Raw genomic sequence first — 25,204 nt, 5'->3', positions numbered from 1 at the left:
CTACCTTTGCAGTTCGGCCCGGAAACTTTCACCGGGCCAAGTGGCTTTTGCATAGTATGAATACTTCCGGTACGAAAGGACGAGTGCTGGTCGCCATGAGCGGCGGCATTGATAGTTCCGTAGCCGCCGTGCTCTTGCACGAGCAAGGCTACGAAGTGGTGGGCATGACCATGAAAACCTGGGATTACGCCTCGGCGGGTGGCTCGAAGAAAGAAACCGGCTGCTGCTCCCTCGACTCCATCAACGATGCCCGCCAGATTGCCGTTGAGCTCGGCTTTCCGCATTACATCATCGACATCCGCGACGAGTTCGGCGACTTTGTTATCGACAACTTCACCGAAGAGTACCTGGCCGGCCGCACGCCCAACCCCTGCGTGCTCTGCAACACCCACATCAAGTGGGATGCCCTGCTGCGCCGGGCCGACCAGCTCGGCTGCGAGTTTATTGCCACGGGCCACTACGCCAACGTGCGCCACGAGAACGGCCGCTACGTGATTAGCAAAGGCCTCGACGAAAACAAGGATCAATCTTACGCGCTGTGGGGCGTTTCGCAGGAAAGCCTGGCCCGTACGCTCTTCCCGCTGGGGGGTATGCGCAAAACTGAAATCTACGAGGAGGCCCGCCGCCGGGGCTTTACGGAGCTGGTGAACAAGCCCGAGAGCTACGAAATCTGCTTTATTCCCGATAACGACTACCGCGGCTTTCTGCGCCGCCGCGTAGAAGGGCTGGAGGAGCGCGTGGCCGGGGGCGAGTTTGTGCTGCGCGACGGCACCGTGCTGGGCCACCACGAGGGCTACCCATTCTACACCATTGGGCAGCGCAAAGGACTGGGTATTGCCCTGGGTTTCCCGGCCTACGTCACCGAAATCCGCCCGGAAACCAACCAGGTGGTGCTCGGCAACTTTGAGGAGCTGGCCAGCACTACTACCTACGTGGGCAAGCTCAACATGGGCAAGCATGCTTCGCTGGAAGGGCGGGGGCTGGTGCCGGCCATTACCAAAATCCGCTACAACCACAACGGCTCCCCGGCTTTCCTGGAGCAGGTCGGCGACAAAATCCGCGTATATTTCGAGGAAGCCGTTCATGCTGTTACCCCGGGGCAGGCGGCCGTTTTCTACGACGGCCAGGATGTGCTCGGGGGCGGCTGGATTGAGCGCCACACGATCAGTGAAGTTCCCGAACGGAATTTGGCTGCCTCCGCTACCCTATGAGCTTATCCTGTCTTTCTCTGAAACGTCTGCTGCCGTTGGCGCCCCTGGCCGCGCTGGCTTTCACAAGCTGCGAGAATAAAACGGTGCCCGGTCCGGAGTCAGGGGCCGACTATTTTCCGCTGGCCGTGGGCAACTACCGCATCTATCAAGTGCTCGACACGACCTGGAGTAACTACCAGCGTACGCCGGTGAGCTACCAGTTTCGGGAAACGGTTGCCGATCAGATTACCGACGCGGCAGGCCAGGCCAGCTTTCGGGTTGTGCGGGCCAAGCGGGTGCTGCCCACCGACGCCTGGCGCGACGACAGCGTGATGGTCATTACGGCCACGCCCAAGTACGTGGCGCAGACGCGCAACAACCGCCGCACGATTGATCTGGTGTTTCCGGTGCGCGACAACTACGCTTGGAATATGTACTCCTTTGTTTCGGTAGACACTGCTGCCGAGTCCAGAAACGAGGACAACCGCCGCTACGAGGCCGTGGGGCAGCCCTTTCAAGCAACGGCCGCCGGCAAAACCTACCGCTACGAGCAAACGGCCAGCACGGCCCTGATTGTGGACAACCGGAACCTTTACGGCTTCGATAACGAGTATTACCTCTCTACTTACAAGGAGGTGTACGCCAAAGGGGTCGGGCCGGTGTACCGGGTGCGGCGCCGCCTGAACTACTGCGACGAACAGTCGCCGACCTGCTCGCGCTCCAACACCCGTATCTACAAAGGGCAGGCGCGGGTAGAGGTGCTCATTGAGCAAGGCAAGATCTAGGGACTTTCGTAGCCCCGGCTGCAACGGAAACCAGGCGACGCGTGTACTACACGTGTCGCCTTTTTTGTGCCCCGCCTCTGGCTCTGTCCCGGGGCTGGCCGCTGGCCGCAAAAGCGGGTATTTACGTATATTCCCGCACCTTACCTCCACCTCCTTCCTTTGATCCGAATGCGTTTTTCTACTCTGCTGCTGGTTACTGGCCTGAGCCTGGCGGCTCTGCCCAGCCTGGGCGCCCCCACCAGCGCTGACTTGCCCCCGGCCCGCCCCACGGCTACCGTCCGCAAGCATCTGATTTACTTTCGCGACAAGGCCAATTCGCCTTTTAGCACCACCCAGCCCCAGGCGTTTCTGTCGGCCCGCTCGATTCAGCGCCGCACCCGGCAGAACATCAGCGTGCAGCCCCGCGACCTGCCCGTAAATCCGGCCTACGTCGCTCAGCTCAAAGCCCTGCCCCAGGCCCAGCTCTGGTATACCTCGCGCTGGTTTAACGCGGCCGTCGTGGCCTGCGACTCTACTACGCTGGCCTCCATCCAGGCCCTGCCTTTCGTGCGCGGCGCCGTGACGCTGAACCGGAATCAAGCCGGGTTCCGCAAGCGCGACCCCCAGCCGGTGGTGCTGCCCCAGGAGCAGCGGGCCAGCCCCGCCGACTACGGCACGGCCTACGACCAGGCCAATATGATTGGGGCCGTGGCCATGCACAATGCCAGCTTCCGCGGGGAAGGAATGCAAATTGCCGTTTTCGATGCCGGCTTTCCCGGCGTCGATAAGATTCCGGCCTTTGAGTCGATGCGGCAGGAAAACCGGCTGGCCAGCACCTTCAACTTCGTCGATAAAGTATCCGACGTGTACCGGCGCAACGACCACGGCACCAACTGCCTGTCCACCATGGGTGCCAACCAGGCGGGTTTCTTTATTGGTACTGCGCCCAAGGCTACCTATCATTTGTGCATCACGGAGGATATCTACTCGGAGCACCCCGTGGAGGAAATGAACTGGCTGATTGCGGCCGAATACGCCGACTCCGCTGGCGTCGATGTGATTAGCTCCTCGTTGGGGTATAACACCTTCGACCAGCCCTCCATCGACTATACCTACGCCGACCTGAACGGGCGGACGGCTATTTCAACCCGGGCCGCGGCCACCGCCGCCCGCGTGGGTATGCTGGTCGTCAACAGTGCCGGCAACGAGGGCGGCAGCAGCTGGCGCTATATCACGGCGCCGGCCGATGCAGACTCCATCCTGACGGTGGGCGCCGTAGACGCTTCCCTGCGGCTGGCAGGCTTCAGCTCGGTGGGGCCCACGGCCGATGGCCGAATTAAGCCCAATGTGGTAGCCCAGGGTGTGCAATCGGCTATTCTGACGGCCTCGGGCGCGGCTAGCCGGGGCAATGGCACGTCCTTTTCCTGCCCGATTATGGCCGGCATGGCCGCCGGGTTCTGGCAGGCCAACCGCAGCCTGACGGCCCAGCAGGTAATCAGCTTTTTGCAGGGCTCGGGCTCCCTGGCGGCCACGCCCGATAATCAATTTGGCTACGGGCTGCCCAACTTTGTGAAGGCCTACAACCTGGCGAATCCGGGCAGTCCGCTCTCGGCCGCCAAGGCGGCTGAGGAGCAGGAACTGGCCGTGTTTCCGAATCCTAGCCGCGGCACCGAGCTTTTCGTGCAGCTCACGCCCGAGTTCCAGAACAGTCCGCTCAGCATTCGGGTGGTCGATGCGCGCGGGGCCGTAGTCGCCGTGCAGCAGTTGCCCGCTACCACGGCCGCCCAAGTGCAGTTGCAACCCGGGCCGCTGGCCAAGGGCGTGTACACCTGTACCATTAGCAGCAACAAGGCCCAGCGCAGCGTGCGTTTCGTAAAAATGTAGGTTGCTAACATATTTAGTATAATATACCAGTGCGCTTTGCGGCTTGAGGGCTGGAAAGCGCACTTTTTGTTGGGTGTAAAAAGCCTTTTATAGCGTAGGATTGTTGGTCATTGTTAAAAATATTAGTATCTTTCTACCGTATTACAGGACATCAAATTTCTTTTCCCATGTTACAATTAATGGTCACGAAGCGCATTGGGCGCCGCCAGTTTCACTTCACGGTGCAGGGTACCAACTTCCACGAAGTGGTAGCCGAGTACGACCGGCTCAGCTTTCCCGATGTGTCGGCCTGTGGTTTGTGCGGGTCCGATAACCTGGATCTGACTTCACGCGTGGCTCAGGACAAGTTTAAGTACACGTCTGTGAAATGCCTGGATTGCCGGGGCGACGTGACCTTTGGCAAAACCCAGAAGGATGACCAGACCGTGTTCCTGCGCAAGCGCGAAGACGGCACGCTCGACTGGCAGTCTTGGAAGAAAACCGAAAAATAGGCGGGCTCTGCTCGTTGGTGGCCCAAGCCGCCGGTAGCAGCTTTCTTTTGTTTCGAAACGCGGACCGCAGTTCACCTTATCTTCAGGTGGGCTGCGGTCTTGCTGTTTCCCGGCAGCCGGACCAGGTAAGGCGCTGTTTCGAAACGAAAAGACAACTTTCCCCGGCGCTGGGTATACCAAAAGCTGCTCCTCAAAGCGTTACCTTCGCACTATGAATCCGACCCGTCGTATCGTGCCCTTGCTGGCTCCTTCCTTACTTGCTGCCGACTTTGGCAACCTTCAATCCGAAACCGAGCGCCTCGCGGGCAGCGCGGCCGACTGGCTGCACTGCGACATTATGGATGGCCGCTTCGTGCCCAATATCTCGTTTGGACTGCCCGTGCTGCAGGCTGTGCACCGCCACGCCCAGCAGCCCCTGGACGTGCACCTGATGATCGAAGAGCCCCAGCACTACCTGTCGGCTTTCCGCGACGCGGGTGCCACCAATCTGACGGTGCATTACGAAGCCTGTCCGCACCTGCACCGCGTGGTCCAGCAAATTAAAGCCCTGGGCTGCCGGGCCGGCGTCGCCCTAAACCCCCACACGCCCGTGGCCGTGCTCGAAGACATCATCGCCGACCTGGATCTGGTCTGCATTATGTCGGTGAATCCCGGCTTCGGCGGGCAGTCCTTTATTCCCAATACCCTGCGCAAGGTGACGGCCCTGAAAGAGCTGATCGTGGATTATAACTCCGTGGCCCTGATTGAGATTGACGGGGGCGTGAGTCTGGATAATGCCGCCGCCCTGGTCGAGGCCGGGGCCGACGTGCTGGTGGCCGGCAGCTTCGTGTTCAACTCGCCCGACCCGGTGGCTACGCTGGCCGAAATGCGCCGGCAGCTTAACGCCCAGGTCGAGGCCGAAGCCCAGCAGGCGCGCTAATGATTGCACGCTACGTACTTCGTCTTGCTTTCCGGGTGAGCCTGCTCAGCCCCGTGGTCCTGCTGGGCCCGTTGCCCGCGGCCCAGGCTCAGCAAACGGCCCGGGTGCTGATAACGGGCACCGTGCGGGATGCCGAGGGCAACCCGCTGGAGCAAGTCAGCATTGGAGTGGAAGGGCAGGTTGGGGGCACCAACACCGACGATAAGGGCCGCTTTGCCCTGAACGTAGTGCGGCCTTTGACCGGGAAGCAGCCCACGCTGGTAACCCGGCGCCTGGGCTACCAGGCGCAGCGCGTGCCGCTGAACCTGACCGAAACCCGCGAGTTATCCATTACCCTGACACTCGACCCGCGGGCCCTGAAAAACGTAACCGTGCGCGCCCGCAACGATGATGCCGACACCCGCGAGCAAGTCAGCGTGGTGCGGCTCGACCCGCGCTCCGTCAAAGAGCTGCCCTCCACTTTCGGCGACTTCAACAAGATTCTGACCACGCTGCCCGGCGTGGTGGCCAACAATGAGCTGACCAGCACCTACACCGTGCGGGGCGGTAACTACGATGAAAACCTGGTCTACGTCAACGGCATTGAGGTGTACCGGCCGTTTCTGGTAACCACGGCCCAGCAGGAAGGGCTCAGCTTCGTGAACCCCGACCTGGTCGACCGGATTGAGTTTTCCTCCGGCGGCTGGCAGCCCAAATACGGTGACCGGCTTTCGTCGGTATTGAGCATCGAGTATAAGAAGCCCCAGCGGTTTGGCGGCTCGGCTACGGCCAGCCTCGTGGGTGGCACCATGCACGTGGAAGCCACGTCGCCCAATAAGCGCATCAGCTACCTGGCCGGGATTCGCTATAAAAATGCCACCTACGTGCTCCGCTCCCTGAAGCAGCAGCAGGGGGGCTACAATCCCACCTTTTACGACGGGCAGGCCTACATCAATGCCGCCCTGGGACCCAAGGAAAATCCGGACCGGACCAGTCTGGGCTTGCTGACCACGTTTGCCCACAACGATTTCCGCTTTAACCCCGAATCCGGCCAGGCCTCGTTCAGTACGGCGACCAATCAGGTCACGCGCCTGTTCATTGCCTACGACGGGCGGGAGCGGATGCAGTACGATACGTACCAGGGTGGGCTGAACCTGCGGCACAACTTTACCAGCAACCTGCAGGGCGAGCTGATAGCCGGTGCTTTCCTCTCCCGGGAGTTTGAGTACCGGGACATCGAAGCAGCCTACAGCCTGGCCGAAGTAAACCGGGACCCTCGCTCGGATGATTTCAACCAGCCCGTGCGCCAGCGGGACGTTGGCTCCCGCTTCGACCACTCGCGCAATAACCTGCTGGCCCGCGTAGCCACGCTCGAAGCCCGGGGCCGCTGGACGCCGGGTACGCGGCACACCGTGCGCTGGGGCGTGAAAGCCGGGCGGGAGAAAATCGAGGACGAGCTGAATGAGTACAGCTTCGCGGATTCGGCCGACTTCGTGCCCGACTACCGCCGCACCCGCCTGGTTTCTTCGCTGAACCTGGCCAGCACCCGCTACCAGGGCTATGCCCAGCATACCATCGAGCTGGATTCGCTGCGGACGCTCACCTACGGGGTACGGGCCAATTACTGGTCGGTGAATGAGCAGCTGACGATTAGCCCCCGGGTGCAGTATTCGTTTATCACCCGGCGCAATCCCAACCTGTCGTTTAAGCTGGCTACGGGCCTCTACTACCAGCCGCCGTTCTACCGCGAGTTGCGCGACCAGTCGCGGGGCACCCGGGCCACTCCCCAGGACGTGCTGGTGCAGACGGCCGTGCTGAATCCGGAGCTGCGGGCCCAACGCTCCCTGCACTTTATTGCCGGCAACGAGCTACGCTTCCGCAACTGGGGGCGGCCCTTCGTCTTTACCAGCGAGCTGTACTTTAAGTATCTCACCGACGTTATTCCCTACGATATCGACAACGTGCGGCTGCGCTACTTTGCCAAGAACAACGCCAAGGCCTACGCCGCCGGCCTGGATACGCGCGTGAGCGGGGAGTTTGTGAAAGGAGTGGAGTCCTGGTTTAGCCTGGGCATTCTGACCACCCGCGAAAATATCGTGGGCGACTCTATCACGGAAGTAAATTCCCAGGGCGACACCCTGAGCCGCACGGCCCAGGGCTACATCCGCCGGCCTTCCGACCAGCGCCTGAACTTTGGTATCTTTTTCCAGGATCAGCTGCCCAATAACCCGTCGGTGAAAGGCTACGTCAATTTTGTGTTTGGTACCGGCCTGCCCTTTAGCCCGCCGGCCTTGCCCGAAGAACGCGGCACGACCAAGCTGACCCGCTCCTACAAGCGCGTGGATCTGGGGTTTTCGAAAGTTATTTCACTCAATAACACGGGGGAAACCCGGCGGCCCGGCCAGCTGGAAAGCCTGTGGCTGGGGTTGGAAATTCTCAACGTGCTGGCCGCAAACAACGTGGCCGGCTATAGCTACGTGCAGGACGTGAATGGCCGGACCTATGCCGTGCCCAACTACCTGTCGCAGCGCGTCGTGAACCTGCGCGTCATTGCCCGGTTCTAGAACTTAGAACCCGTTTCTGCGCCCTAGGCAGTTCATTGGCAAGCATTCTTGCTAGCACCAAAAAAGGCCCGTCAGATACTTCTGACGGGCCTTTTTTGGTACAGCACAGCGTTTTGCTGCTGGGTTCTTGCCGCAGTGCTCCGCTAGTACGCCTTCGACTGCCACTCCGTGAGGGTGATGCGCATATTGGGTTGCTGCTGCTTGAAGTTAGGGTCTTCCTTTTCCCCCAGCTTCAGGGCGCGGCGGCCGTATACGATGGCCGTGCCGTAGTCCTGCTTGGAGGCCATCAGGCGGGCCTTGATCCAGGTGTTGGTATACGCTTCCTTCAGCCGCAACGACTCGTTGATATACTGCAGGGCCAGCTCGGCCTGAATGTTATTCTGCACCAGGTAGTCGGCGGCCTGGGCCAGCAGCTGCCAATTTTCCGGGTTGGCCGCCAACACTTGTTGAATACCGGCCAGGGCCTTGGCGTGCACGTCGGTTTCGATAAGCAGGCTCACCGTGCGCTTTTCCCAGGACAGGTTCAGCCGCCCGTTGCCGGGCTTGATTTCTGAAAACCAGTATACCAGGTTTTCGTGCATCGGCCCCGACTCGGGTACGGCCGGTAGCCGTATCTGGTCGGCGCGGGCGTCGTAGCCTTCCGTGCCCCAGTGGTTGATGACCCGGTTCAGGATCAGCTCCCAGTCCTGGTCGGATTTGGGCAGCACGTAGAAGGAGTACTTGCCGGCGGGCACGGCCTGCCCGTTCAGGATTACCGGCTCCGAAAAAGTCAGGATGGTATTCTCGTTGGCCCCGGCCCGCCAGATCTGCCCGTAGGGAACCAGCTGGCCCCAAATGGCCCGGCCGCGCACCGAAGGCGTATGGTAATCCACCGTGACATCGGTGAGGCCGATGGTTTGCAGTACCATGGCCCGGGGGCTGGCCTGGGGCAGGGGCAGCTCCGGGGCCGGGGCTTTTCTGTTGTCGGCCGGCAATGGGGCCGTGACTTTCGTGGAGTCGGTTGTCTGGGCTCGGGCCGTGGAAAGGCCGGCACTTAGGGCCAGTACGACACCCAGACGACAGGCCAGGGGAAGAAAAAAGCGGTACGAAATCATAGGCAGCAATAGGCAAGAGCGGCGTTGGCACCAGTTGGGAACCCCCAGGACCGAAACAATAGTGCCAAAAACGGGGTTGGCTGGGCAGGAAGCCACAAAGGTCAGGGTTCCAAACATTTTTTGCCGGAATAATTTTGTTTCGAACCTGCCGCCCGTACTTTTGCTCCGCAATTCGCCCCTATGCCCTTCGCCGCGCTTTTCTTCTGCACCCTCAGCTCCCAGGCCGCCCCTACGGGTCAGGCAACTGGCTGGCTGCGCGCGGCGCACCATCATCTGCACGGGCATCATTCCTCTTAAGAGAGGAACGACACAAGCATATTGACCCCGTTGGGCACTGCGTATACCGAGTGCCTGGCCGCCCCAGAAAGGCGGCCCCGCCCGCCGTTGCCGTTTTCGAACCGCCGCGGGCCTTTTCCCTTTCCTTCGTGTCACATTTGGCTGCTGAACGGGTGCCCCCGACTGGGTTAGCCCCGCAGTATTCTTCCCCAATCCAATTCCCCCTATGATTCGTCTGGCCATTCAGAAATCGGGCCGCCTGAGCGAGGATTCGCTCAACCTCATTCGTGAGTGCGGCATTTCGTTCGTTAGCAGCTCGTATAAGCTCAAAACCGAAGCCACCAATTTTCCCCTGGAAATCCTATTTCTGCGCGACGACGACATTCCCGGCTACGTGCAGGATGGGGTGGCCGACCTGGGTATTGTAGGCCAGAACGTGCTGGTAGAGGCCGGATTTCCGGACTTGGAAGTAGAAAAGCTGGGGTTCAGCAAGTGCCGCCTGTCGTTGGCGATTCTGCGCTCGGAAGGCTACCAGTCGGTGGCCGACCTGCAGGGCAAGAACATTGCCACCTCGTATCCGCAGATTCTGGGTCGCTACCTGGCCGGCGAGGGTGTGCAGGCCAACCTGCACACGATTAGCGGCTCGGTCGAAATTGCCCCCAGCATTGGCCTGGCCGATGCCATCTGCGACATTGTTTCCTCGGGCTCCACGCTGCTGGGCAACGGGCTGCGGGAAGTGGAAACCGTGTTTCGCTCCGAAGCCGTGCTGATTGCCAACCGGCAGCTCTCGGCCGAAAAGCAGGAGCTGCTCGAGCAGCTCCTGTTCCGCATGCAGTCGGTGCGCCGGGCACGCCGCAACAAGTACATTTTGCTGAATGCCCCCGTTGCGTCCCTGGCGGCGGTAAAGGCCCTGCTGCCCGGTATCAAGTCGCCCACCGTCACGCCCCTGGCGGAGGAAGGCTGGGTATCGGTGCAATCGGTGGTGAACGAGGACGACTTCTGGCACATCACGGGGCAGCTCAAAGCCGTCGGGGCTGAAGGCATTCTGGTCCTGCCCATTGAGAAGATGATTGCATAATTGCCCATCCGCATCGTAATTCCCATGCAAGTATTCCAATACCCCAGCCCAGCCGAATGGGCTGCTCTGCAGCAGCGGCCCGCCGCCGGCGAAGCCCGGCAGGTCGAAGAACGGGTCCGCCAGATTTTCGATGACGTGCGCCAGCGCGGCGACCAAGCCCTGCGGCACTACGCCCTTGAGCTGGACGGCGCCGCGCTGACGGACTTACGCGTTACGGCCGAGGAAATTTCGGCTGCCGTGGCCCAGGTGCCGGCCGCCCTGCAAACGGCTATCCGGCAGGCCCACGCCAATCTGTGGAAGTTTCACCTGACCCAGCGCGAGGAAGTGGTGCGCGTCGAAACCATGCCGGGCGTAACCTGCTGGCGCAAATCGGTGCCGGTGCAGCGGGTGGGACTGTATATTCCCGGGGGTACGGCGCCCTTGTTCAGTACCCTGCTGATGCTGGGAGTACCGGCCCGGCTGGCCGGCTGCCCGGAAGTGGTGCTCTGCACCCCGCCCCGCAAAGACGGCTCGGTGAACCCGGTGATTCTGTTTACGGCCCAGCTGCTGGGTGTCACCACCATTATTAAAGCCGGCGGCGCCCAGGCCGTGGCGGCCCTGGCCGGGGGAACCGAGAGTGTGCCGGCCGTCGACAAGATTTTTGGTCCCGGCAACCGCTACGTCACGGCGGCCAAGCAACTGGCCGCCCAGCGCGGGGTGGCCATCGACCTGCCCGCCGGGCCCTCGGAGGTGTTGGTTATTGCCGACAAAACCGCTAACCCGGCTTTTGTCGCCGCCGACTTGCTGTCCCAGGCCGAGCACGGCCCCGATTCCCAGGTGGTATTGCTGACCGATGCCCCGGAGGTGTTGCCGCTGGTCGTGGCCGAAGTAGAGCGGCAGCTGGCCGAACTGCCCCGGCAGGAAGTGGCCGCGCTGGCCCTGGGCGAAAGCCGGGCGGTGCTGCTGCGCACCCCGGAGGAAATGCTGTTCTTCTCCAATCAGTATGCGCCCGAACACCTGATTCTGGCCGTGCGCAACGCCGAAGAGTACGCCGAGGGCGTGACCAGTGCCGGCTCGGTCTTCCTGGGCCACCTCACGCCCGAAGCCGCCGGCGACTACGCCTCCGGCACCAATCACACGCTGCCCACGGGCGGCTACGCCCGCAATTACAGCGGGGTGTCGCTGGATTCCTTTCTCAAGAAAATCACCTTCCAGCGCATCACCGCCGAAGGCCTGCAGAACGTGGGTCCCGTGGTCGAAACCATGGCCGAGGCCGAGGGCCTGCGGGCCCACGCCCGCGCCGTGTCCTTGCGCCTGGAAAGTCTGAGTACGCCCGTTTAGTTATTTCTCATCTGCCGCCGGTGGCTGCCCCTGCGCTCCGGCCGGCTACACTTCCTTGTTTATGTTTGAGCTCGAAACCCTTATCCGGCCCAACATCCGGGCCATGCAGCCCTATTCCTCGGCCCGCGACGAATTTCAGGGCGAAGCCCGGGTTATGCTGGATGCCAACGAAAACAGTTTGGGCAGCGCCGGGCCCGACCGGTTCAACCGGTACCCGGATCCGCAGCAGCGCGCCGTGAAGGCCGCCCTGGCCAAGCTGAAAGGAGTGGAGCCCGGCCAGATCTTCCTGGGCAATGGCTCCGACGAGGCCATCGACCTGCTCGTGCGCCTGACCTGCACCCCGGGCCAGGACCGTATCCTGATTTTGCCGCCCACCTACGGCATGTACGAAGTGGCCGCTAACCTGAACGACGTGGGCCTGGAGCGCCTGCCGCTCACGGCCGACTTCCAGCTTTCGCCCGAACTCGTGCAGCAAATCGTGGCCTCCGAGGCCAAGCTCGTCTTTATCTGCTCGCCTAACAATCCGACGGGCAACCTGCTGCACGCCGAGGCCGTGGAAGCGGTACTGCGCGGTTTTCGGGGGCTGGTGGTGGTGGATGAAGCCTACGCCGACTTTGCCGCAGCCCCCAGCTGGACGACCCGCCTGGCTGAGTTTCCCAGCCTGGTAGTACTACAAACCTTCTCCAAGGCCTGGGGCCTGGCGGGGCTGCGCCTGGGCATGGCCTTCGCCTCGCCGGAAATCATTACTTACCTCAACAAGATTAAGCCGCCCTATAACGTGTCGGAAGCTACCCAGCAACATGCCCTGGCCGCCCTGCACGATGCACCCCGGTTCGAGCAGATGCGGCAGGAGCTCTTGCTGGGCCGCCGCTGGCTGCTCGAGCAGCTGCCCAGCCTCGACATAGTAGAAGCGCTGTTTCCCTCGGATGCCAACTTCCTGCTGGTCCGGTTCCGTCCGGATGCCACGGCCGTCTATACGTACCTGCTGAGTAAAGGCATCGTGGTGCGCAACCGCACGACCCAGCCGGGCTGCGCCGGCACCCTGCGTTTGACCGTGGGCACGCCCGCCGAAAACGAGCAGCTGGTAGCCGCCTTGCGGGAATACCCCGCGTAGATACCGCCCGCTATGCAGCTCATCGTCTTCTGCGGAATGCAGGCTACGGGGAAATCAACTTTCTACCAGCAGCACTTTTTCCATTCCCACGTCCGTATCAGCCTGGATTTGCTGCGGACCCGCAACCGGGAGCGGCGGCTGTTGGCGCTGTGTCTGGAAACGCAGATGCGTTGTGTGGTGGACAATACCAACCCCACGCGGGCCGAACGGGCGCAGTATATCGGCCCGGCCCGGCAGGCGGGCTTTGCCGTCACGGGGTATTATTTCCACTCGACGGCCGCCGAAGCCTTTGCCCGCAATGTGCAGCGGCCCGCTGAGCGGCAGGTGCCGGAGGTCGGCATCCGGGCCACGCGCAACCGGCTGGAAATTCCGCGCTTCGCCGAAGGCTTTGATGCGCTGTATTCGGTGCGGCCGACGGCCAACCACACATTTGATATTAGCCCCTGGCAGGATGAAATTTGACGACCTCGACGCCCGCATGCGCGTGTTTGAAACGGCCCACGACCACTGCGCCCTGCCGGGGCTTTACCTGGTAGCCCGTTTGGACGGCCGCGGCTTTACGCGCCTGACCAAGGAACTGCACCCGTTCGAAGCGCCCTTTGATGAGCGGATGCGGGAGCTGATGACCCAGACAACCCGGCAGCTGCTAACCAGCGGCTTTCGGATCGTGTATGGCTATACCCAGAGCGACGAAATTTCTCTGCTGCTCCACCGGGAGGAAAACTCCTTTGGGCGCAAGCTGCGCAAATACACCTCCCTGCTGGCCGGGGAAGCTTCGGCCACGTTTTCGCTGCTGCTGGGAAGCCCCGGAATTTTTGACTGCCGGATTTCGCAGCTCCCGCGCGAAACCGACGTGCTCGACTATTTTCGGTGGCGGCAGGAAGATGCCGGCCGCAATTCCCTGAATGCCCACTGCTATTGGCTACTGCGCAAACAAGGCCGCTCGGTGGCCGAGGCTACGGCCCAAGTCAAAGGCCTTGGCGTGGCGGCCAAGCACGAGTTGCTCTTTGCCGCCGGTATCAACTTTAATGACTTGCCGAGCTGGCAAAAGCGCGGCATCGGCTTGTACTGGCAACAGTATAAAAAGACCGGCTTTAATCCCCGGCAGCAACAGGCCGTCGAAACGACCCGCCAGCAGCTGGTGGTCGATACGGAGTTGCCGTTGGGCGAGGAGTATACCGCTCTGCTGCAGTCCTTCCTCGAGCCAGCCCCATAGCCAGCGTACTCTAACACTCATTTTCTTTTTCACTTGCCATTTTGCGAGGCTTTGGCTTCCGATTCTTATACCATGAAAAAAGTACTCTTCATTGACCGCGACGGCACCATCCTGATTGAGCCCCCCACCGACTTTCAGGTGGATGCCCTGACGCGGGAGAAGTTTCAGTTTGTACCCGGGGCTATTACCGGGCTGGCCCGCATTGCCCGCGAATTGGATTACGAGCTGGTGCTGGTCAGCAATCAGGACGGGCTGGGCACGGCCAGCTTCCCGGAGGAGACGTTCTGGCCCGCCCACACGATGATGCTCGACGTGCTGCGCTCGGAAGGCGTGGAATTCGTGCGCGAGCATATCGACCGCAGCTTTCCCCACGACAACCTGCCCACCCGCAAGCCCGGCATCGGCATGCTGCAGCAGTATTTGGTGGAGGGGGCCTACGATCTTGAGCACTCCTTTGTCATCGGCGACCGGCTCACCGACGTGGAGCTGGCCCAGAACCTGGGCTGCCAGTCCATCCTGATTCGGGAAGAGGCCGACGCCCGCGCGGCCCTGACGACGACGAGCTGGGAAGCCATCTACCAGTTTTTGCGGCTGCCCGCGCGCACGGCCGTGGTGCAGCGCGACACGAACGAAACCAAGATTCGCATCGAGCTGAACCTGGACGGCGCCGGCCGGCCCGAGATGCACACCGGCCTGGGCTTTTTCGACCACATGCTCGACCAGCTCAGCAAGCACTCCGGCGTCGACCTGAAAATCCAGGTGCAGGGCGACTTGCACATCGACGAGCACCACACCATTGAAGACACCGCCATTGCCTTGGGGGAAGCCTTCAGCCAAGCCCTGGGAGACAAGCGCGGCCTCGCCCGGTACGGTTTCCTGCTGCCCATGGACGACGTGCTGGCCCAGGCCGCCATTGACTTTTCGGGCCGCCCCTGGATTGTGTGGGACGCCGAGTTCAAACGGGAGCGGGTAGGGGATATGCCCTGCGAAATGTTCTACCATTTCTTCAAGAGCTTCTCGGATGCGGCCCGGTGCAACCTCAACATTAAGTGCGAGGGGCAGAACGAACACCATAAGATAGAGGCCATCTTCAAAGCTGTAGCCAAGGCTATTAAAATGGCTTTGGTTCGGGATGCCGGCAAAATGGAAATTCCGAGCACCAAAGGAATTTTGTAGGCTTTATCCATTTGTTTTAACAAATGGATAAAGCCGGCTGAGTTTCTGTAGTTGGCTTTTCAAGGGTTGTAAATCAGCTACAAGCGGTCAAAAAGCAGAAAGCAAAGCCCTCTACAGAATGTATACAAATGAGTAAACAACACATATACTCAAATGGAAATTGCGGTAATTGATTACAAGGGCGGCAATGTGCAGTCAGTGCTGTATGCGCTGGAGCGCCTCGGGGTGCAGGCTACGCTCACGGCCGATGCGGAGGAAATCCGTCGGGCCGATAAGATTCTGTTTCCGGGTGAGGGAGAAGCCGCTTCGGCCATGCACGAGCTTCGCGCCCAGGGCCTGGATGAATTGTTGCCCACGCTGAAGCAGCCATTCCTGGGTATTTGTCTGGGCATGCAGCTGCTGGGCACGCACAGCGAAGAGAACGACGCGACCATGCTCGGCATTTTACCATTTGCCGTTAAGCGCTTCCCGGCCGCGGCCGACTACAAAGTCCCGCACATGGGCTGGAACAACCTGCAGCGGCTTCGCTCCCCGCTGTTTGCCGGCTTGCAGGAACAGGACTTCGTGTACTTTGTACACAGCTACTACGCGCCCGTAGGCGAGTACACTATTGCCGAGGCCGAATACCCAGCGCCCTTTAGCGCGGCCGTGCAGCACCAGAACTTCTACGCCGTGCAGTTTCATACCGAGAAGAGCGGCCCGGTGGGTACGCGCATTCTGGAAAACTTCCTCAAGCTTTAACTTTCCCATGGAGATAATCCCAGCTATTGACCTTATCAACGGCCAGTGCGTGCGCCTGACCGAGGGCGACTTCGCCCAGCAAACCACCTACGATGCGGACCCCCTGGCCGTGGCCCAGCGCTTTGAAGCGGCCGGGGTGCGCCGCCTGCACCTGGTGGATCTGGACGGAGCCCGGGCCCGCCAACCCGTGAACCTGCCCGTGCTGGAGCGCCTGGCCCGGCATACCACGCTGGTCATTGACTTTGGGGGCGGCCTGCAGAGCGAGGCCGCCGTACGCGCCGCCTTCGATGCCGGGGCCACCCAGATTACGGCCGGTAGCATAGCCGTGCGCGAGCCCGCTACGGTGCAGCAGTGGTTGCAAACCTTCGGGGCCGAGCGGATTCTGCTGGGGGCTGACTTTCGCGATAACCACATTTCTATTAACGCCTGGGCCGAGCAGTCGGAGCGAACCGTCGCCGAGTTTATTCAGGACTACCTGAGGCAGGGTGCCACCACCTTTGTGTGCACGGATGTAAGCAAGGATGGCAAGCTGCAAGGTCCCTCGCTGGCGACGTACCAAGAGTTGCGCCAGCAGCTACCCGCCGCCCAGCTTGTGGCCAGCGGAGGAGTCACCACCCTGGCCGATGTGGAGGCCTTGGCCGCTGTGGGGATGCACGGCGCTATCATCGGGAAGGCCATTTACGAAGGCACCATTACCCTGCAGGATCTGCGGGCCTTTCTTTAGTTCTCTCTCCCGTAAATAGTAGGAAGCAACGATGCTCACCAAACGAATTATTCCCTGCCTCGACGTCAAAGACGGGCGTACTGTAAAGGGGGTCCGCTTCGAGGGCCTGCGCGACGCCGGTGACCCGGTGGCCCTGGCGGCCCGCTACGCCCAGGAAGGAGCCGACGAACTGGTCTTTCTGGATATAACGGCCACCAACCAAAAGCGAACTACCCTGATTCACCTGGTCCGCGACGTGGCCCGGGAACTCGATATCCCCTTTACGGTGGGGGGAGGCATCGGCACGGTGGCCGATGTGGAAGTGCTGCTGCTCAATGGGGCCGATAAAGTCAGCATCAATTCGGCGGCCCTGCACCGGCCCGAGCTGATTGACGAGCTGGCCCGCCGCTTCGGTAGCCAGTGCATCGTCGTCGCAGCCGATGCGCGCTACACTGCGGAAAGCGGCTGGCAGATTTATACCCGCGCTGGCACCCATAACACCGAGCGCGACGCGGTGGCCTGGTGCCGGGAGGCGGCCGAGCGGGGCGCCGGCGAGTTGCTGCTCACCTCCATGAGCAACGACGGGACCAAGGATGGGTTTGCCCTGGACATTACCGGGGCCGTGGCCCGGGCCGTGTCGGTGCCGGTCGTCGCTTCCGGAGGCGCCGGGAAGATGGAGCATTTCACCCAGGTCTTTCAGCAGGCCCAGGCCCACGCGGGCTTAGCGGCCAGCATCTTTCACTTCGGGGAAATCGGCATTCGGGAGCTGAAAGAGCACCTGCAGGCCCAGGGCATTCCCATGCGGCTGTAAACGGCCCGGCAACGGGTGCGGCTCACCCTGCACTGCTGTCCGTAGGGAAACATTGATTCAGAATTCACGACTTCTTATGCAACTGGACTTTCAAAAAATGCCCGATGGGCTTATTCCCGCCGTGGTGCAGGACGCGGCCACCGGGCAAGTGCTCATGCTGGGCTACCTCAACGAAGAAGCTTGGGACCAGACCCAGGCCCAGGGGCGGGTTACGTTCTTTTCCCGTTCCAAAGGCCGGCTCTGGACCAAAGGCGAAACCTCCGGCAACTTTCTGCAAGTCGTTAGCCTGCACCCCGACTGCGACCACGACGCCGTCCTGATCCGGGCCCTGCCCGATGGTCCTACCTGCCACCGGGGTACCACGAGTTGCTTTGAGCAGCCGGAGCAGTCGGCTCTGCCGGCGGCGCCAGTGGGCTTTTTGGCTGAATTGGAGCGTCTGGTACAGCGGCGCTTTCAGCACCCCGAGGAAGATCCTAATTCGTATACTGCCTCGTTGTTTCGCAAAGGGTTGCCTAAAATAGCCCAGAAAGTAGGAGAGGAGGCCGTGGAGACAGTCATTGATGCCGTGTCGGGTAATCGTGCCGGTTTGCCCGGCGAAGCGGCCGACCTGCTGTATCATCTGCTGGTACTGCTTACCGCCTCCGGACTCAGCCTGGACGATGTTGTCAGCGTATTACGCCAGCGACACGCGACTATTTCCGCCGGTACTCGCCGGGAATAAGACCGGTCTGGCAGCATCCTCGTACTATCAAGTGGATACAGCCGGTCCAGCCGCTGCGGATGGATTCCGCGGCGGTTTTTTTATTGCTTAGCCGACCTTTTCTTTTGCATTCGTCTATGCCTTTTTTCATTCTGATAGCTGCTCAGGCCCTTGTAGTGGCGCAGGCCGCAGCTAGGGCGCAGAAAACCACGTTGCCTGTCCAGCGGTCGGCGTCTACGGATCTGCCTTGGGATGGGGTGGGGGAAGTGCGCCGGGCGCCGGGGTATAGCTTGCGGCAGGCGCAATGAGTGGACAAACCTTCGCCCTGCTTATTGGCCTGGTCTCGCAGCTGCTCTTTTCCAGCCGTATTGTGCTGCAATGGATACAGAGTGAACGGGCCCGCCGGGTTCTGGTGCCGGCGCTGTTCTGGAAGATCAGCCTGGTATCCTCTTTTTTGATGATTCTCTACGGCATGCTACGCCACGACCCCATTATTCTGGGGGCCCAGTTGCTGAGCTATGCTATCTACATCCGTAACCTGCAGCTGTTGGGGCAGTGGCAGACTCTTGGGCGCTGGTTCCGGGCGGCTGCCTACAGCTTTCCTTTGCTGATGATAGCCTGGTTTATCGTTGGTACTGCCCACTTTAGTTTAAGGGCCCTGCTGCACTCTGCCATTCCCGGGGGCTGGCTGGTGCTGGGGGCGGTAGGGCAGACGGTGTTTTTGCTCCGTTTTGTCTACCAGTGGGTTCATTCTGAGCGCCGGGGAGAGTCGGTCTTACCCTTAGGGTTTTGGGTGGTGAGCCTGCTGGGCTCCGGCCTGATTCTAATCTACGCCATGTTACGTCTCGATGCCGTGCTCATCATCGGCAATGTATTTGGCACGGTGGTGTACGGCCGTAATATTCTGCTCTTACGCCGGGAGCAAGAGCAGGGAGCAACTCTATAATACTTAAAAGAGATGCTTCCTGCTTAAATGCGTCGAAATACCTCGACTGGACACCCCGGCGGTGCCCAGTCTTTTACTTAACATAAAAATTATATAAGTAGTAAGTGTGTTGGTACTTGGAGATAGGAGCAGAGGCCGCCAACGTGTCAGCGACTCAACTGTTTTCTCACTTTTTCCAGCATAATGCTTACAATCTGCAAATCATCCACGTCCTGGATATTGAGCTGCGTATCGATTCCGGGCCCCTGGATGTGAATAAAGTAACCTTCTGATCCACCCGCGGCGCTTGTTGGTTGGCTGTTCTCTACAGGTATAGCCGTTCCCGTCGCTGCTGTCTGGGAAGTGGTCTGGCGGCTGGCTTTCTCATGCTGTGGTGCAACTGCCTCGTCTACATACGGAAGGAACACGTCTTGGGGGCCTCCAGAGACGGGTGTGGGCGTTTCTGGGAAAGGCGTGTCGTCCTCTTGCTCGAGCCCTTCGGTATCTAACCCAAACAGGCTTGATATAGCATCCCGGGTTTTGGCCGGTGCCGGGGCTGGTACAAACCCGGGGTCAATGCTATTACTACCCGGTAAGAGGCTACTGCTTGGTACAACGCCAGAGGCTGTAGTTGGTGCCCGGAATAAGTTCTGAGGGAGTTCAGTACTGGCCAACTCCCGCCGGGGGCCTTGCTGGGCTGCTAGTTGATCTATATCGGCAACTATGTTCCGTTCGTCCATCACCCCAACCATTCGTGCACCCTCTACAAAGGCTTTGGCAACCACTTGGGCATTGATTTCTTCTACACCAAACTCGCGGATTAGCATTACATCAAACATATGCACTGGTAATTCACGGTTGCGAAACTTCCGGCAGATCTGCGTGAAGAGAGGAGGATGCAGAAAAGCTTCCCGATGAAAAACTTTCTCTTCCTGTTTATCATAGGCATGCTTAATGCGGCGGAACAGATTGGTCGTCGTAAGGAGCTCACGCTTGCTTGTAACCAGTCCGAACTTTACTGCAGAGCCAATGATAGCCTTGAAAGAGCCACTGACTTTGCGGTTAAGCTTCCGGGCACATGTCTCAATTGCACACTTGCCTCCAGTATCATCAACTACTTCAGCTATTTCCCAAGCACTCATATAACTGGTGCGAGGATAATCAATGGTTTTAGGCATAAGAGCAGGACATAGGTGAGTAATAAGCAAGTATAAGAATAATAAGTATGTAAAAGTAGTATAAAGTACAAAAAAGCATAAATAAGTATTACTTTTATAGACTTTTTTGTACTTTATACTACTATTTAATGCTGATTAGTTTTAAATACAGCTTTACATAATCACCTTTAGAACAATAGTATAAAAATACCAATCATAAGAAGGGCGGGGGCAGACGGGTAGGGGGCGACAACTCCTTCTGAGCCTTCCATATATGCCCTACAACAACCGTTTAGCTTTCTGCCCCAAGCCCTAAACAACGACAAGCAAGTAGGGAGCAAATGACTTTAAAAGCATCATGATGACATTGCTCACAACTCGTCTCGTTTTACAAAAGGCTCAAAGCTAGAAACACAGAATTCAGCAGGAGAGGAGCTTACCCGTGTAGCTGTCGTAGTCAGCAATGACAAGAGCAGATGACAAGTATGCTGTCCTGCATAGACCTTGGCGGCCCGGCGGCTCTGGACTCACCGGCCGCAAGTTGGCATATTCATGCCGAGCTTTAAATGACACATTGCTCCAGCAGATCACGCATTAGTTGCTTACGAATTCTATCCCAGGGCCGGGCTTTCTGCTGATTGCCGACATCTACGCGGCCCAAGGCGAAACCTTCCAGGCCAAAGCCACGCTGAACTTCATCATCGAGAACAAATTCCCGGTGCCCGAAATCATTGAGGGAGCCAAGCAGCGCCTGGCAGCTTTGTCGGCGGCCGATGCGGGCCTTGATAATCCGCACAAGCCCTGGCTACAACTCCGGAAAAAGCTCGCCGATGGAGTAGAAATTGACTCTGCGGTAAGAGTAGTACTGGTAGCCGAGAGCTACTATATACATCAGCAAAGTTTAGGGCGAGCCAGTACGTCATTCGAAGTTGTCGCTGACGAAGGATTAGAAAAGAATAGAATAGAATCTCGTAGGCGGACGGGCTTATCTACAACCGTTTCTGCTGCTAACGAACAAATGCAGTTCCTTCAATAATAGGCTACCAAAACCTACGAGCAATACGGGAATACCTTACTGATTTTACCCATGCTGCTTTGTCTTATAATTTATATTATGTTAAGTAATGTTTTTAAAAATGCGCCCGGATGTGTTCCGGGCGCATTTCACTATCCCCTGCCATATACTGGCAGGGCCAAAACTATTTCTGCGCCTGCAGCTTCGCGTTCATCTTCTCCGCATCGGCTGTACGCCCCAAGCGAACATACACCTTCTGCAAGGACGAAATCACAGCCTTGTCATTCGGCTGCAACTGCAGGGCCTTCTCAAAGTAAGGCAGTGATTCCTGGAAGTACTTCTTGCCATCAGCTTCGAACTTCTTACCCGACTTCTGATACGTGGCCAAATCCATCTTGCTGGCTTTGGTAAACAGATCAGCCGCCTTGTTGTAGTTGTACACGCCTAGGTTGAACTGCGCGTCGAAATTGTTCGGATCAGCTTCCACGGCTTTCTTGTAAGCAGCCAAGGCTTTATCCGACTGCTTGCTCTGATCATACAACGACCCGAGTACGGCATACAAGTTGGCATTCGTTGGATCGGCCGCAATGGCTTTTTCCAGCTTGCCGATGGCTTCCTGGCCCCGGCCCGAGCTGAGGTACATGTTCAGCTCTTCCAGCATGAAGGCTTTATTATTAGGATATGCGGCCAGGGCCTGCTGCACGACTTTCATCGCCTCAGCCTCATTTTTTTCCTGGCGCGCAATCTGCAGCATCCGGCCGTACAAAGCTGGCGACTTGTAGTTCATTGCCAACAGCTTGTTATACGTGTCCTTGGCCGCCGGGAAATCCTGCTTGGCTTCGGCCGCGTAAGCAGCATACAGAAACGCCGTCGTGTCCTGGGGCCGGATTTGCTGAGCCATCCGATACGATTCCAGGGCCGCGTCGTAGTTCTTGCCGTTGTAGCTTTCTACCCCGGCATTCAGAGCCATACCGTACAAGTTATCAAGCTTGGCCACGGCTAACTTACCGAATTCGCCCGTTTTACCGTCGAGCTCAACGGCCTTGTTGTAAGATTCAAAGGCTACTTTGGTGCCTTCGCCAGCCTTGAGGTTCTTGCCATAAATGGGGCTAGCCGTCATCTGCTCGTAAATCTCGCCCCGGGTATACCAAGTTTTGGCCTTGCCGGAGGTTTTCTCGTTGACAATGGCTTTGTCAATATCAGCCTGCGCTTTGTCGAGCAAGCCACTGCGCTGGTTTAGAATGGCATTGGTGACGGCCGAGTTTTGGGCCGAGGCTGTGTGCAGCGCCGCCGCGGCTACAAGCGTCAGAAAAATCTTCTTCATGGGTTTGTGCTGAAGAATAAGGATGGATGAGTGGAAGGAATTGGAAAAGAAACCACCGGAGCAAACACTTGGTTCAGCTTGCCAATGGGAAAGAAAAAAGGCTTGCGTACTTTCCGGCTAGGCATCCAAAAACGAATACCGTGCCCGAAAGTACGCAAGCCTTTTGGAAACTTAGTTTGCGCTCAACGCATCCGGATCCGTCAGCGCGGCTACATCATCAGAGGCCAGCGAGGTTTCCAAAGACGCATCCCCTGCCGTATCCGGGCTGCCGTTGTCACCAGCGTCGCCGTCCAGTACCTCCGACTCCTTATCGTCGGAAGCCACCTTCGCTACCGACGAAATTTCGTCGCCAGCACTGATTTTCAGTAGACGCACGCCCTGCGTAGCCCGGCCAATGGTGCGCAAGTCGCTCATTCGCAGACGGATGGTGATGCCGGACTTGTTGATAATCATCAGATCATCCGAGTCCTGCACGTCCTTGATGGCCACCAGCGCCCCGGTTTTGTCGGTAATCTTCATGGCCCGGACGCCCTTCCCGCCCCGGTTGGTGACGCGGTACTCGTCCAGGGAGCTGCGCTTGCCGTAGCCGTTCTCCGACACGACGAGCAGTTCCTGCGACGTGGGGTCCGAAATGCAGACCATGCCCACTACCCGGTCGTTTTCATCGGCCAGGCTGATGCCCCGTACCCCAGCGGCGTTACGGCCCATGGAGCGAACCTTCTCCTCGGGGAAGCGCACCGCCCGCCCCGAACGCAGGGCCACGACAATCTCGCTGCTGCCCGTAGTGAGCTGCACGTCGAGCAGCCGGTCGCCCTCGTTGATGGTAATGGCGTTGATACCGGCCGTGCGGGGCCGTGAGTAAGCTTCCAGCGGAGTCTTTTTCACGGTACCCTGCTCGGTGCAGAACATCAGGAAAGTGTTTTCCAGGTAGTCCGGGTCGCGCAGACCACGCACGTTCAGCACGGAGCGTACCGAGTCTTCGCGGGGAATCTCGATGAGGTTCTGAATCGGCCGGCCTTTGGCGTTCTTCCCTCCTTCCGGCACTTCGTACACTTTCAGCCAGAACACGCGGCCCAGCTCGGTGAAGAAGAGCAGGTACTCGTGGGTGGTGGCCACAAACAGGTGCTCGGTAAAGTCGTCCTGCTTGGAAGCCGCGCCGCGGGCCCCTACGCCACCGCGCCCTTGGGTACGGTACTCGTCGAGGGCGGTGCGCTTGATATAGCCTTCGCGGGAGATGGTAATCACCATGCTCTCGTCGGCAATCATATCTTCCATCGAGAAGTCGCCGCCGGCGTACTCGATGGCCGTGCGGCGCTTATCGCCGTACCGCTCCCGGATGTCGATCAGCTCGTCCTTGATGATCTGGCGCTGCAGCACCTCGGAAGCCAGCACGGCTTTGAGGTGGTCAATCAGACGCATCAGCTCCTCGTATTCGGCCACGATCTTGTCGCGCTCCAAGCCGGTGAGGCGCTGCAGACGCATGTCCAGAATGGCGCGGGCCTGAATCTCGCTCAGGGCAAACCGCTCGATAAGCTGGGCCCGGGCCACGTCGCCGTCGCGGGAGGCGCGGATCAGGGCAATTACCTCATCGAGGTGGTCGAGGGCAATGAGCAGGCCTTCCAGGATGTGGGCGCGCTTCTGGGCTTCGGCCAGTTCGTAGCGGGTGCGGCGCACCACGACGTCGGCGCGGTGCTCGACGAAGTAGTGAATCAGCTCCTTGAGGTTGAGCGTCATCGGGCGGCCTTTGACCAAGCACACGTTGTTGACGCCGAACGAAGACTGCAGCTGGGTGTAGCGGTAGAGCTGGTTGAGCACCACGTTGGGCATGGCGTCGCGCTTCAGGTCGTAGACGATGCGCAGACCGTCGCGGTCGGACTCGTCGCGCAGGTCCGAGATGCCTTCGATCTTCTTCTCGTTGATCAACGCGGCCGTTTTCTCGATCATCGAAGCCTTGTTCACCATGTAGGGAATTTCGGTGATGATGATCTGCTCCTTGCCGCTGGGCAGGGTTTCGAAGTGGGCTTTGGCCCGCATCACGATGCGGCCCCGGCCGGTTTCGAAGGCCTGCTTTACCCCTTCGTAGCCGTAGATGGTACCACCGGTCGGGAAGTCGGGAGCCACAACGTGCTCCATCAGCTCGGCGATGGTAATCTCGGGGTTATCGAGGTAGGCAATGATGCCGCTGACGGTTTCGGTCAGGTTGTGAGGCGGCATGTTGGTGGCCATGCCCACGGCAATACCCGTCGTACCGTTGACCAGCAGATTGGGGAACTTCGAGGGCATCACGCTGGGCTCTTCCAGCGAGTCATCGAAGTTGGGCTGGAAATCAACGGTGTCCTTGTCCAGGTCGCCCAACATTTCGTCGGAGAGGCGCTTGAGGCGGGCTTCCGTGTAACGCATGGCCGCCGGCGAGTCGCCGTCGATAGAGCCGAAGTTCCCCTGCCCGTCGACGAGCGGGTAGCGCAGGCTCCAGTCCTGGGCCATACGCACCATCGTATCGTAGACCGAGGAGTCGCCGTGGGGGTGGTACTTACCGAGTACCTCTCCCACGATACGGGCACTTTTCTTATAGGCTTTGTTGTAGGATACGCCCAGCTCCGACATACCGTAGAGCACGCGGCGGTGCACGGGCTTCAGGCCGTCGCGCACGTCGGGCAGGGCCCGGGAGATGATGACCGACATCGAGTAATCGATGTAGGCGCCACGCATCTCGTCTTCAATGTTAATCGGAATGATCTTTTCGCCTTCCGCCATAGGGAAATC

22 protein-coding genes are annotated in these 25,204 nt (G+C 59.5%); 18 read left to right on the top strand and 4 right to left on the bottom strand.

Features of this window, described 5'->3' with window-relative positions:
• Positions 1-56: 56 nt before the first annotated feature.
• From mnmA to E5K02_RS03885, 6 genes are all read left to right on the top strand, one after another.
• Positions 57-1,211, top strand: a complete 1,155-nt coding sequence (mnmA, locus tag E5K02_RS03910; RefSeq protein ID WP_135392271.1) for a tRNA 2-thiouridine(34) synthase MnmA — start codon at positions 57-59, stop codon at positions 1,209-1,211.
• Entirely contained in the window at positions 1,208-1,975 is a 768-nt protein-coding gene (locus tag E5K02_RS03905) for a hypothetical protein (RefSeq protein WP_135392269.1), read from the top strand. The genes mnmA and E5K02_RS03905 overlap by 4 nt, the downstream gene beginning before the upstream one ends.
• Positions 1,976-2,143: 168 nt before the next feature.
• Positions 2,144-3,838, top strand: a complete 1,695-nt coding sequence (locus E5K02_RS03900) for a S8 family serine peptidase (protein ID WP_135392267.1) — start codon at positions 2,144-2,146, stop codon at positions 3,836-3,838.
• Positions 3,839-4,005: 167 nt separating this feature from the next.
• Positions 4,006-4,329 carry a hypothetical protein gene (locus E5K02_RS03895; protein WP_135392265.1) on the top strand — a complete coding sequence of 108 codons (324 nt, stop codon included), beginning with the start codon at positions 4,006-4,008 and terminating at the stop codon, positions 4,327-4,329.
• Between the two features lie 211 nt (positions 4,330-4,540).
• Positions 4,541-5,248 (top strand): ribulose-phosphate 3-epimerase, encoded by a 708-nt coding sequence (gene rpe, locus E5K02_RS03890; protein ID WP_135392263.1) that lies wholly within the window; start codon positions 4,541-4,543, stop codon positions 5,246-5,248.
• Positions 5,248-7,791, top strand: a complete 2,544-nt coding sequence (locus E5K02_RS03885; protein ID WP_135392261.1) for a TonB-dependent receptor — start codon at positions 5,248-5,250, stop codon at positions 7,789-7,791. Before rpe ends, E5K02_RS03885 begins: the two co-directional genes overlap by 1 nt.
• 143 nt (positions 7,792-7,934) lie before the next feature.
• On the opposite strand, the gene E5K02_RS03880 is transcribed toward E5K02_RS03885, so the two are convergent.
• The gene (locus E5K02_RS03880; protein WP_167856275.1) at positions 7,935-9,002 is read right to left on the bottom strand and encodes a DUF2911 domain-containing protein; all 1,068 of its coding nucleotides are present in this window, start codon (positions 9,000-9,002) and stop codon (positions 7,935-7,937) included.
• A gap of 385 nt (positions 9,003-9,387) precedes the next feature.
• Here E5K02_RS03880 and hisG point away from each other — a divergent pair, with 385 nt between their 5' ends.
• From hisG to E5K02_RS03825, 11 genes are all read left to right on the top strand, one after another.
• On the top strand, positions 9,388-10,239 hold the full coding sequence (gene hisG / locus E5K02_RS03875; protein ID WP_394346414.1) for an ATP phosphoribosyltransferase: 852 nt from the start codon (positions 9,388-9,390) through the stop codon (positions 10,237-10,239).
• A gap of 24 nt (positions 10,240-10,263) precedes the next feature.
• Positions 10,264-11,559, top strand: a complete 1,296-nt coding sequence (hisD, locus tag E5K02_RS03870; RefSeq protein WP_135392255.1) for a histidinol dehydrogenase — start codon at positions 10,264-10,266, stop codon at positions 11,557-11,559.
• A gap of 61 nt (positions 11,560-11,620) precedes the next feature.
• The gene (hisC, locus tag E5K02_RS03865; protein ID WP_135392253.1) at positions 11,621-12,673 is read left to right on the top strand and encodes a histidinol-phosphate transaminase; all 1,053 of its coding nucleotides are present in this window, start codon (positions 11,621-11,623) and stop codon (positions 12,671-12,673) included.
• Positions 12,674-12,685: 12 nt separating this feature from the next.
• The gene (locus tag E5K02_RS03860; RefSeq protein ID WP_135392251.1) at positions 12,686-13,135 is read left to right on the top strand and encodes an ATP-binding protein; all 450 of its coding nucleotides are present in this window, start codon (positions 12,686-12,688) and stop codon (positions 13,133-13,135) included.
• Positions 13,125-13,889, top strand: coding sequence for a tRNA(His) guanylyltransferase Thg1 family protein (locus tag E5K02_RS03855; protein ID WP_135392249.1), 765 nt, complete (start codon positions 13,125-13,127; stop codon positions 13,887-13,889). Before E5K02_RS03860 ends, E5K02_RS03855 begins: the two co-directional genes overlap by 11 nt.
• Before the next feature lie 72 nt (positions 13,890-13,961).
• Complete coding sequence (gene hisB, locus E5K02_RS03850) at positions 13,962-15,065, top strand: bifunctional histidinol-phosphatase/imidazoleglycerol-phosphate dehydratase HisB (RefSeq protein ID WP_135392247.1); 1,104 nt, start codon at positions 13,962-13,964, stop codon at positions 15,063-15,065.
• A 153-nt stretch (positions 15,066-15,218) separates the two neighbouring features.
• Positions 15,219-15,806, top strand: a complete 588-nt coding sequence (gene hisH, locus E5K02_RS03845; RefSeq protein ID WP_135392245.1) for an imidazole glycerol phosphate synthase subunit HisH — start codon at positions 15,219-15,221, stop codon at positions 15,804-15,806.
• A 7-nt stretch (positions 15,807-15,813) separates the two neighbouring features.
• On the top strand, positions 15,814-16,530 hold the full coding sequence (gene hisA, locus E5K02_RS03840) for a 1-(5-phosphoribosyl)-5-[(5-phosphoribosylamino)methylideneamino]imidazole-4-carboxamide isomerase (protein ID WP_135392243.1): 717 nt from the start codon (positions 15,814-15,816) through the stop codon (positions 16,528-16,530).
• Between the two features lie 31 nt (positions 16,531-16,561).
• A complete protein-coding gene (gene hisF / locus E5K02_RS03835) occupies positions 16,562-17,320 on the top strand; it encodes an imidazole glycerol phosphate synthase subunit HisF (RefSeq protein WP_135392242.1) in 759 nt (252 codons plus the stop codon).
• A gap of 76 nt (positions 17,321-17,396) precedes the next feature.
• A complete protein-coding gene (hisIE, locus tag E5K02_RS03830; protein ID WP_135392240.1) occupies positions 17,397-18,041 on the top strand; it encodes a bifunctional phosphoribosyl-AMP cyclohydrolase/phosphoribosyl-ATP diphosphatase HisIE in 645 nt (214 codons plus the stop codon).
• Positions 18,042-18,324: 283 nt separating this feature from the next.
• Positions 18,325-18,966 carry a lipid-A-disaccharide synthase N-terminal domain-containing protein gene (locus E5K02_RS03825; protein ID WP_135392238.1) on the top strand — a complete coding sequence of 214 codons (642 nt, stop codon included), beginning with the start codon at positions 18,325-18,327 and terminating at the stop codon, positions 18,964-18,966.
• Between the two features lie 146 nt (positions 18,967-19,112).
• Here the strand turns inward: E5K02_RS03825 and E5K02_RS03820 are convergent, their stop codons facing one another.
• Positions 19,113-20,123, bottom strand: coding sequence for a hypothetical protein (locus E5K02_RS03820; protein ID WP_135392237.1), 1,011 nt, complete (start codon positions 20,121-20,123; stop codon positions 19,113-19,115).
• A gap of 577 nt (positions 20,124-20,700) precedes the next feature.
• On the opposite strand from E5K02_RS03820, the gene E5K02_RS03815 reads away from it, so the two are divergent.
• Complete coding sequence (locus E5K02_RS03815) at positions 20,701-21,138, top strand: hypothetical protein (RefSeq protein WP_135392236.1); 438 nt, start codon at positions 20,701-20,703, stop codon at positions 21,136-21,138.
• Positions 21,139-21,301: 163 nt separating this feature from the next.
• On the opposite strand, the gene E5K02_RS03810 is transcribed toward E5K02_RS03815, so the two are convergent.
• The gene (locus tag E5K02_RS03810) at positions 21,302-22,441 is read right to left on the bottom strand and encodes a tetratricopeptide repeat protein (protein WP_135392234.1); all 1,140 of its coding nucleotides are present in this window, start codon (positions 22,439-22,441) and stop codon (positions 21,302-21,304) included.
• A 171-nt stretch (positions 22,442-22,612) separates the two neighbouring features.
• Complete coding sequence (gene gyrA / locus E5K02_RS03805; protein ID WP_135392232.1) at positions 22,613-25,195, bottom strand: DNA gyrase subunit A; 2,583 nt, start codon at positions 25,193-25,195, stop codon at positions 22,613-22,615.
• Between the last annotated feature and the right edge of the window lie 9 nt (positions 25,196-25,204).

The sequence above is a fragment of the Hymenobacter metallicola genome (assembly GCF_004745645.1).
GTDB classification, from domain to species: domain Bacteria; phylum Bacteroidota; class Bacteroidia; order Cytophagales; family Hymenobacteraceae; genus Hymenobacter; species Hymenobacter metallicola.
The sequence above is the reverse complement of the archived record's forward strand: the minus strand, read 5'-3'. Positions and strand labels throughout refer to the sequence as shown.

Coding starts and splice junctions, on each gene's coding strand:
- mnmA (WP_135392271.1), top strand. CDS start 57: ATGAATACTTCCGGTACGAAAGGACGAGTGCTGGTCGCCATGAGCGGC.
- E5K02_RS03905 (WP_135392269.1), top strand. CDS start 1,208: ATGAGCTTATCCTGTCTTTCTCTGAAACGTCTGCTGCCGTTGGCGCCC.
- E5K02_RS03900 (WP_135392267.1), top strand. CDS start 2,144: ATGCGTTTTTCTACTCTGCTGCTGGTTACTGGCCTGAGCCTGGCGGCT.
- E5K02_RS03895 (WP_135392265.1), top strand. CDS start 4,006: ATGTTACAATTAATGGTCACGAAGCGCATTGGGCGCCGCCAGTTTCAC.
- rpe (WP_135392263.1), top strand. CDS start 4,541: ATGAATCCGACCCGTCGTATCGTGCCCTTGCTGGCTCCTTCCTTACTT.
- E5K02_RS03885 (WP_135392261.1), top strand. CDS start 5,248: ATGATTGCACGCTACGTACTTCGTCTTGCTTTCCGGGTGAGCCTGCTC.
- E5K02_RS03880 (WP_167856275.1), bottom strand. CDS start 9,002: ATGTTTGGAACCCTGACCTTTGTGGCTTCCTGCCCAGCCAACCCCGTT.
- hisG (WP_394346414.1), top strand. CDS start 9,388: ATGATTCGTCTGGCCATTCAGAAATCGGGCCGCCTGAGCGAGGATTCG.
- hisD (WP_135392255.1), top strand. CDS start 10,264: ATGCAAGTATTCCAATACCCCAGCCCAGCCGAATGGGCTGCTCTGCAG.
- hisC (WP_135392253.1), top strand. CDS start 11,621: ATGTTTGAGCTCGAAACCCTTATCCGGCCCAACATCCGGGCCATGCAG.
- E5K02_RS03860 (WP_135392251.1), top strand. CDS start 12,686: ATGCAGCTCATCGTCTTCTGCGGAATGCAGGCTACGGGGAAATCAACT.
- E5K02_RS03855 (WP_135392249.1), top strand. CDS start 13,125: ATGAAATTTGACGACCTCGACGCCCGCATGCGCGTGTTTGAAACGGCC.
- hisB (WP_135392247.1), top strand. CDS start 13,962: ATGAAAAAAGTACTCTTCATTGACCGCGACGGCACCATCCTGATTGAG.
- hisH (WP_135392245.1), top strand. CDS start 15,219: ATGGAAATTGCGGTAATTGATTACAAGGGCGGCAATGTGCAGTCAGTG.
- hisA (WP_135392243.1), top strand. CDS start 15,814: ATGGAGATAATCCCAGCTATTGACCTTATCAACGGCCAGTGCGTGCGC.
- hisF (WP_135392242.1), top strand. CDS start 16,562: ATGCTCACCAAACGAATTATTCCCTGCCTCGACGTCAAAGACGGGCGT.
- hisIE (WP_135392240.1), top strand. CDS start 17,397: ATGCAACTGGACTTTCAAAAAATGCCCGATGGGCTTATTCCCGCCGTG.
- E5K02_RS03825 (WP_135392238.1), top strand. CDS start 18,325: ATGAGTGGACAAACCTTCGCCCTGCTTATTGGCCTGGTCTCGCAGCTG.
- E5K02_RS03820 (WP_135392237.1), bottom strand. CDS start 20,123: ATGCCTAAAACCATTGATTATCCTCGCACCAGTTATATGAGTGCTTGG.
- E5K02_RS03810 (WP_135392234.1), bottom strand. CDS start 22,441: ATGAAGAAGATTTTTCTGACGCTTGTAGCCGCGGCGGCGCTGCACACA.
- gyrA (WP_135392232.1), bottom strand. CDS start 25,195: ATGGCGGAAGGCGAAAAGATCATTCCGATTAACATTGAAGACGAGATG.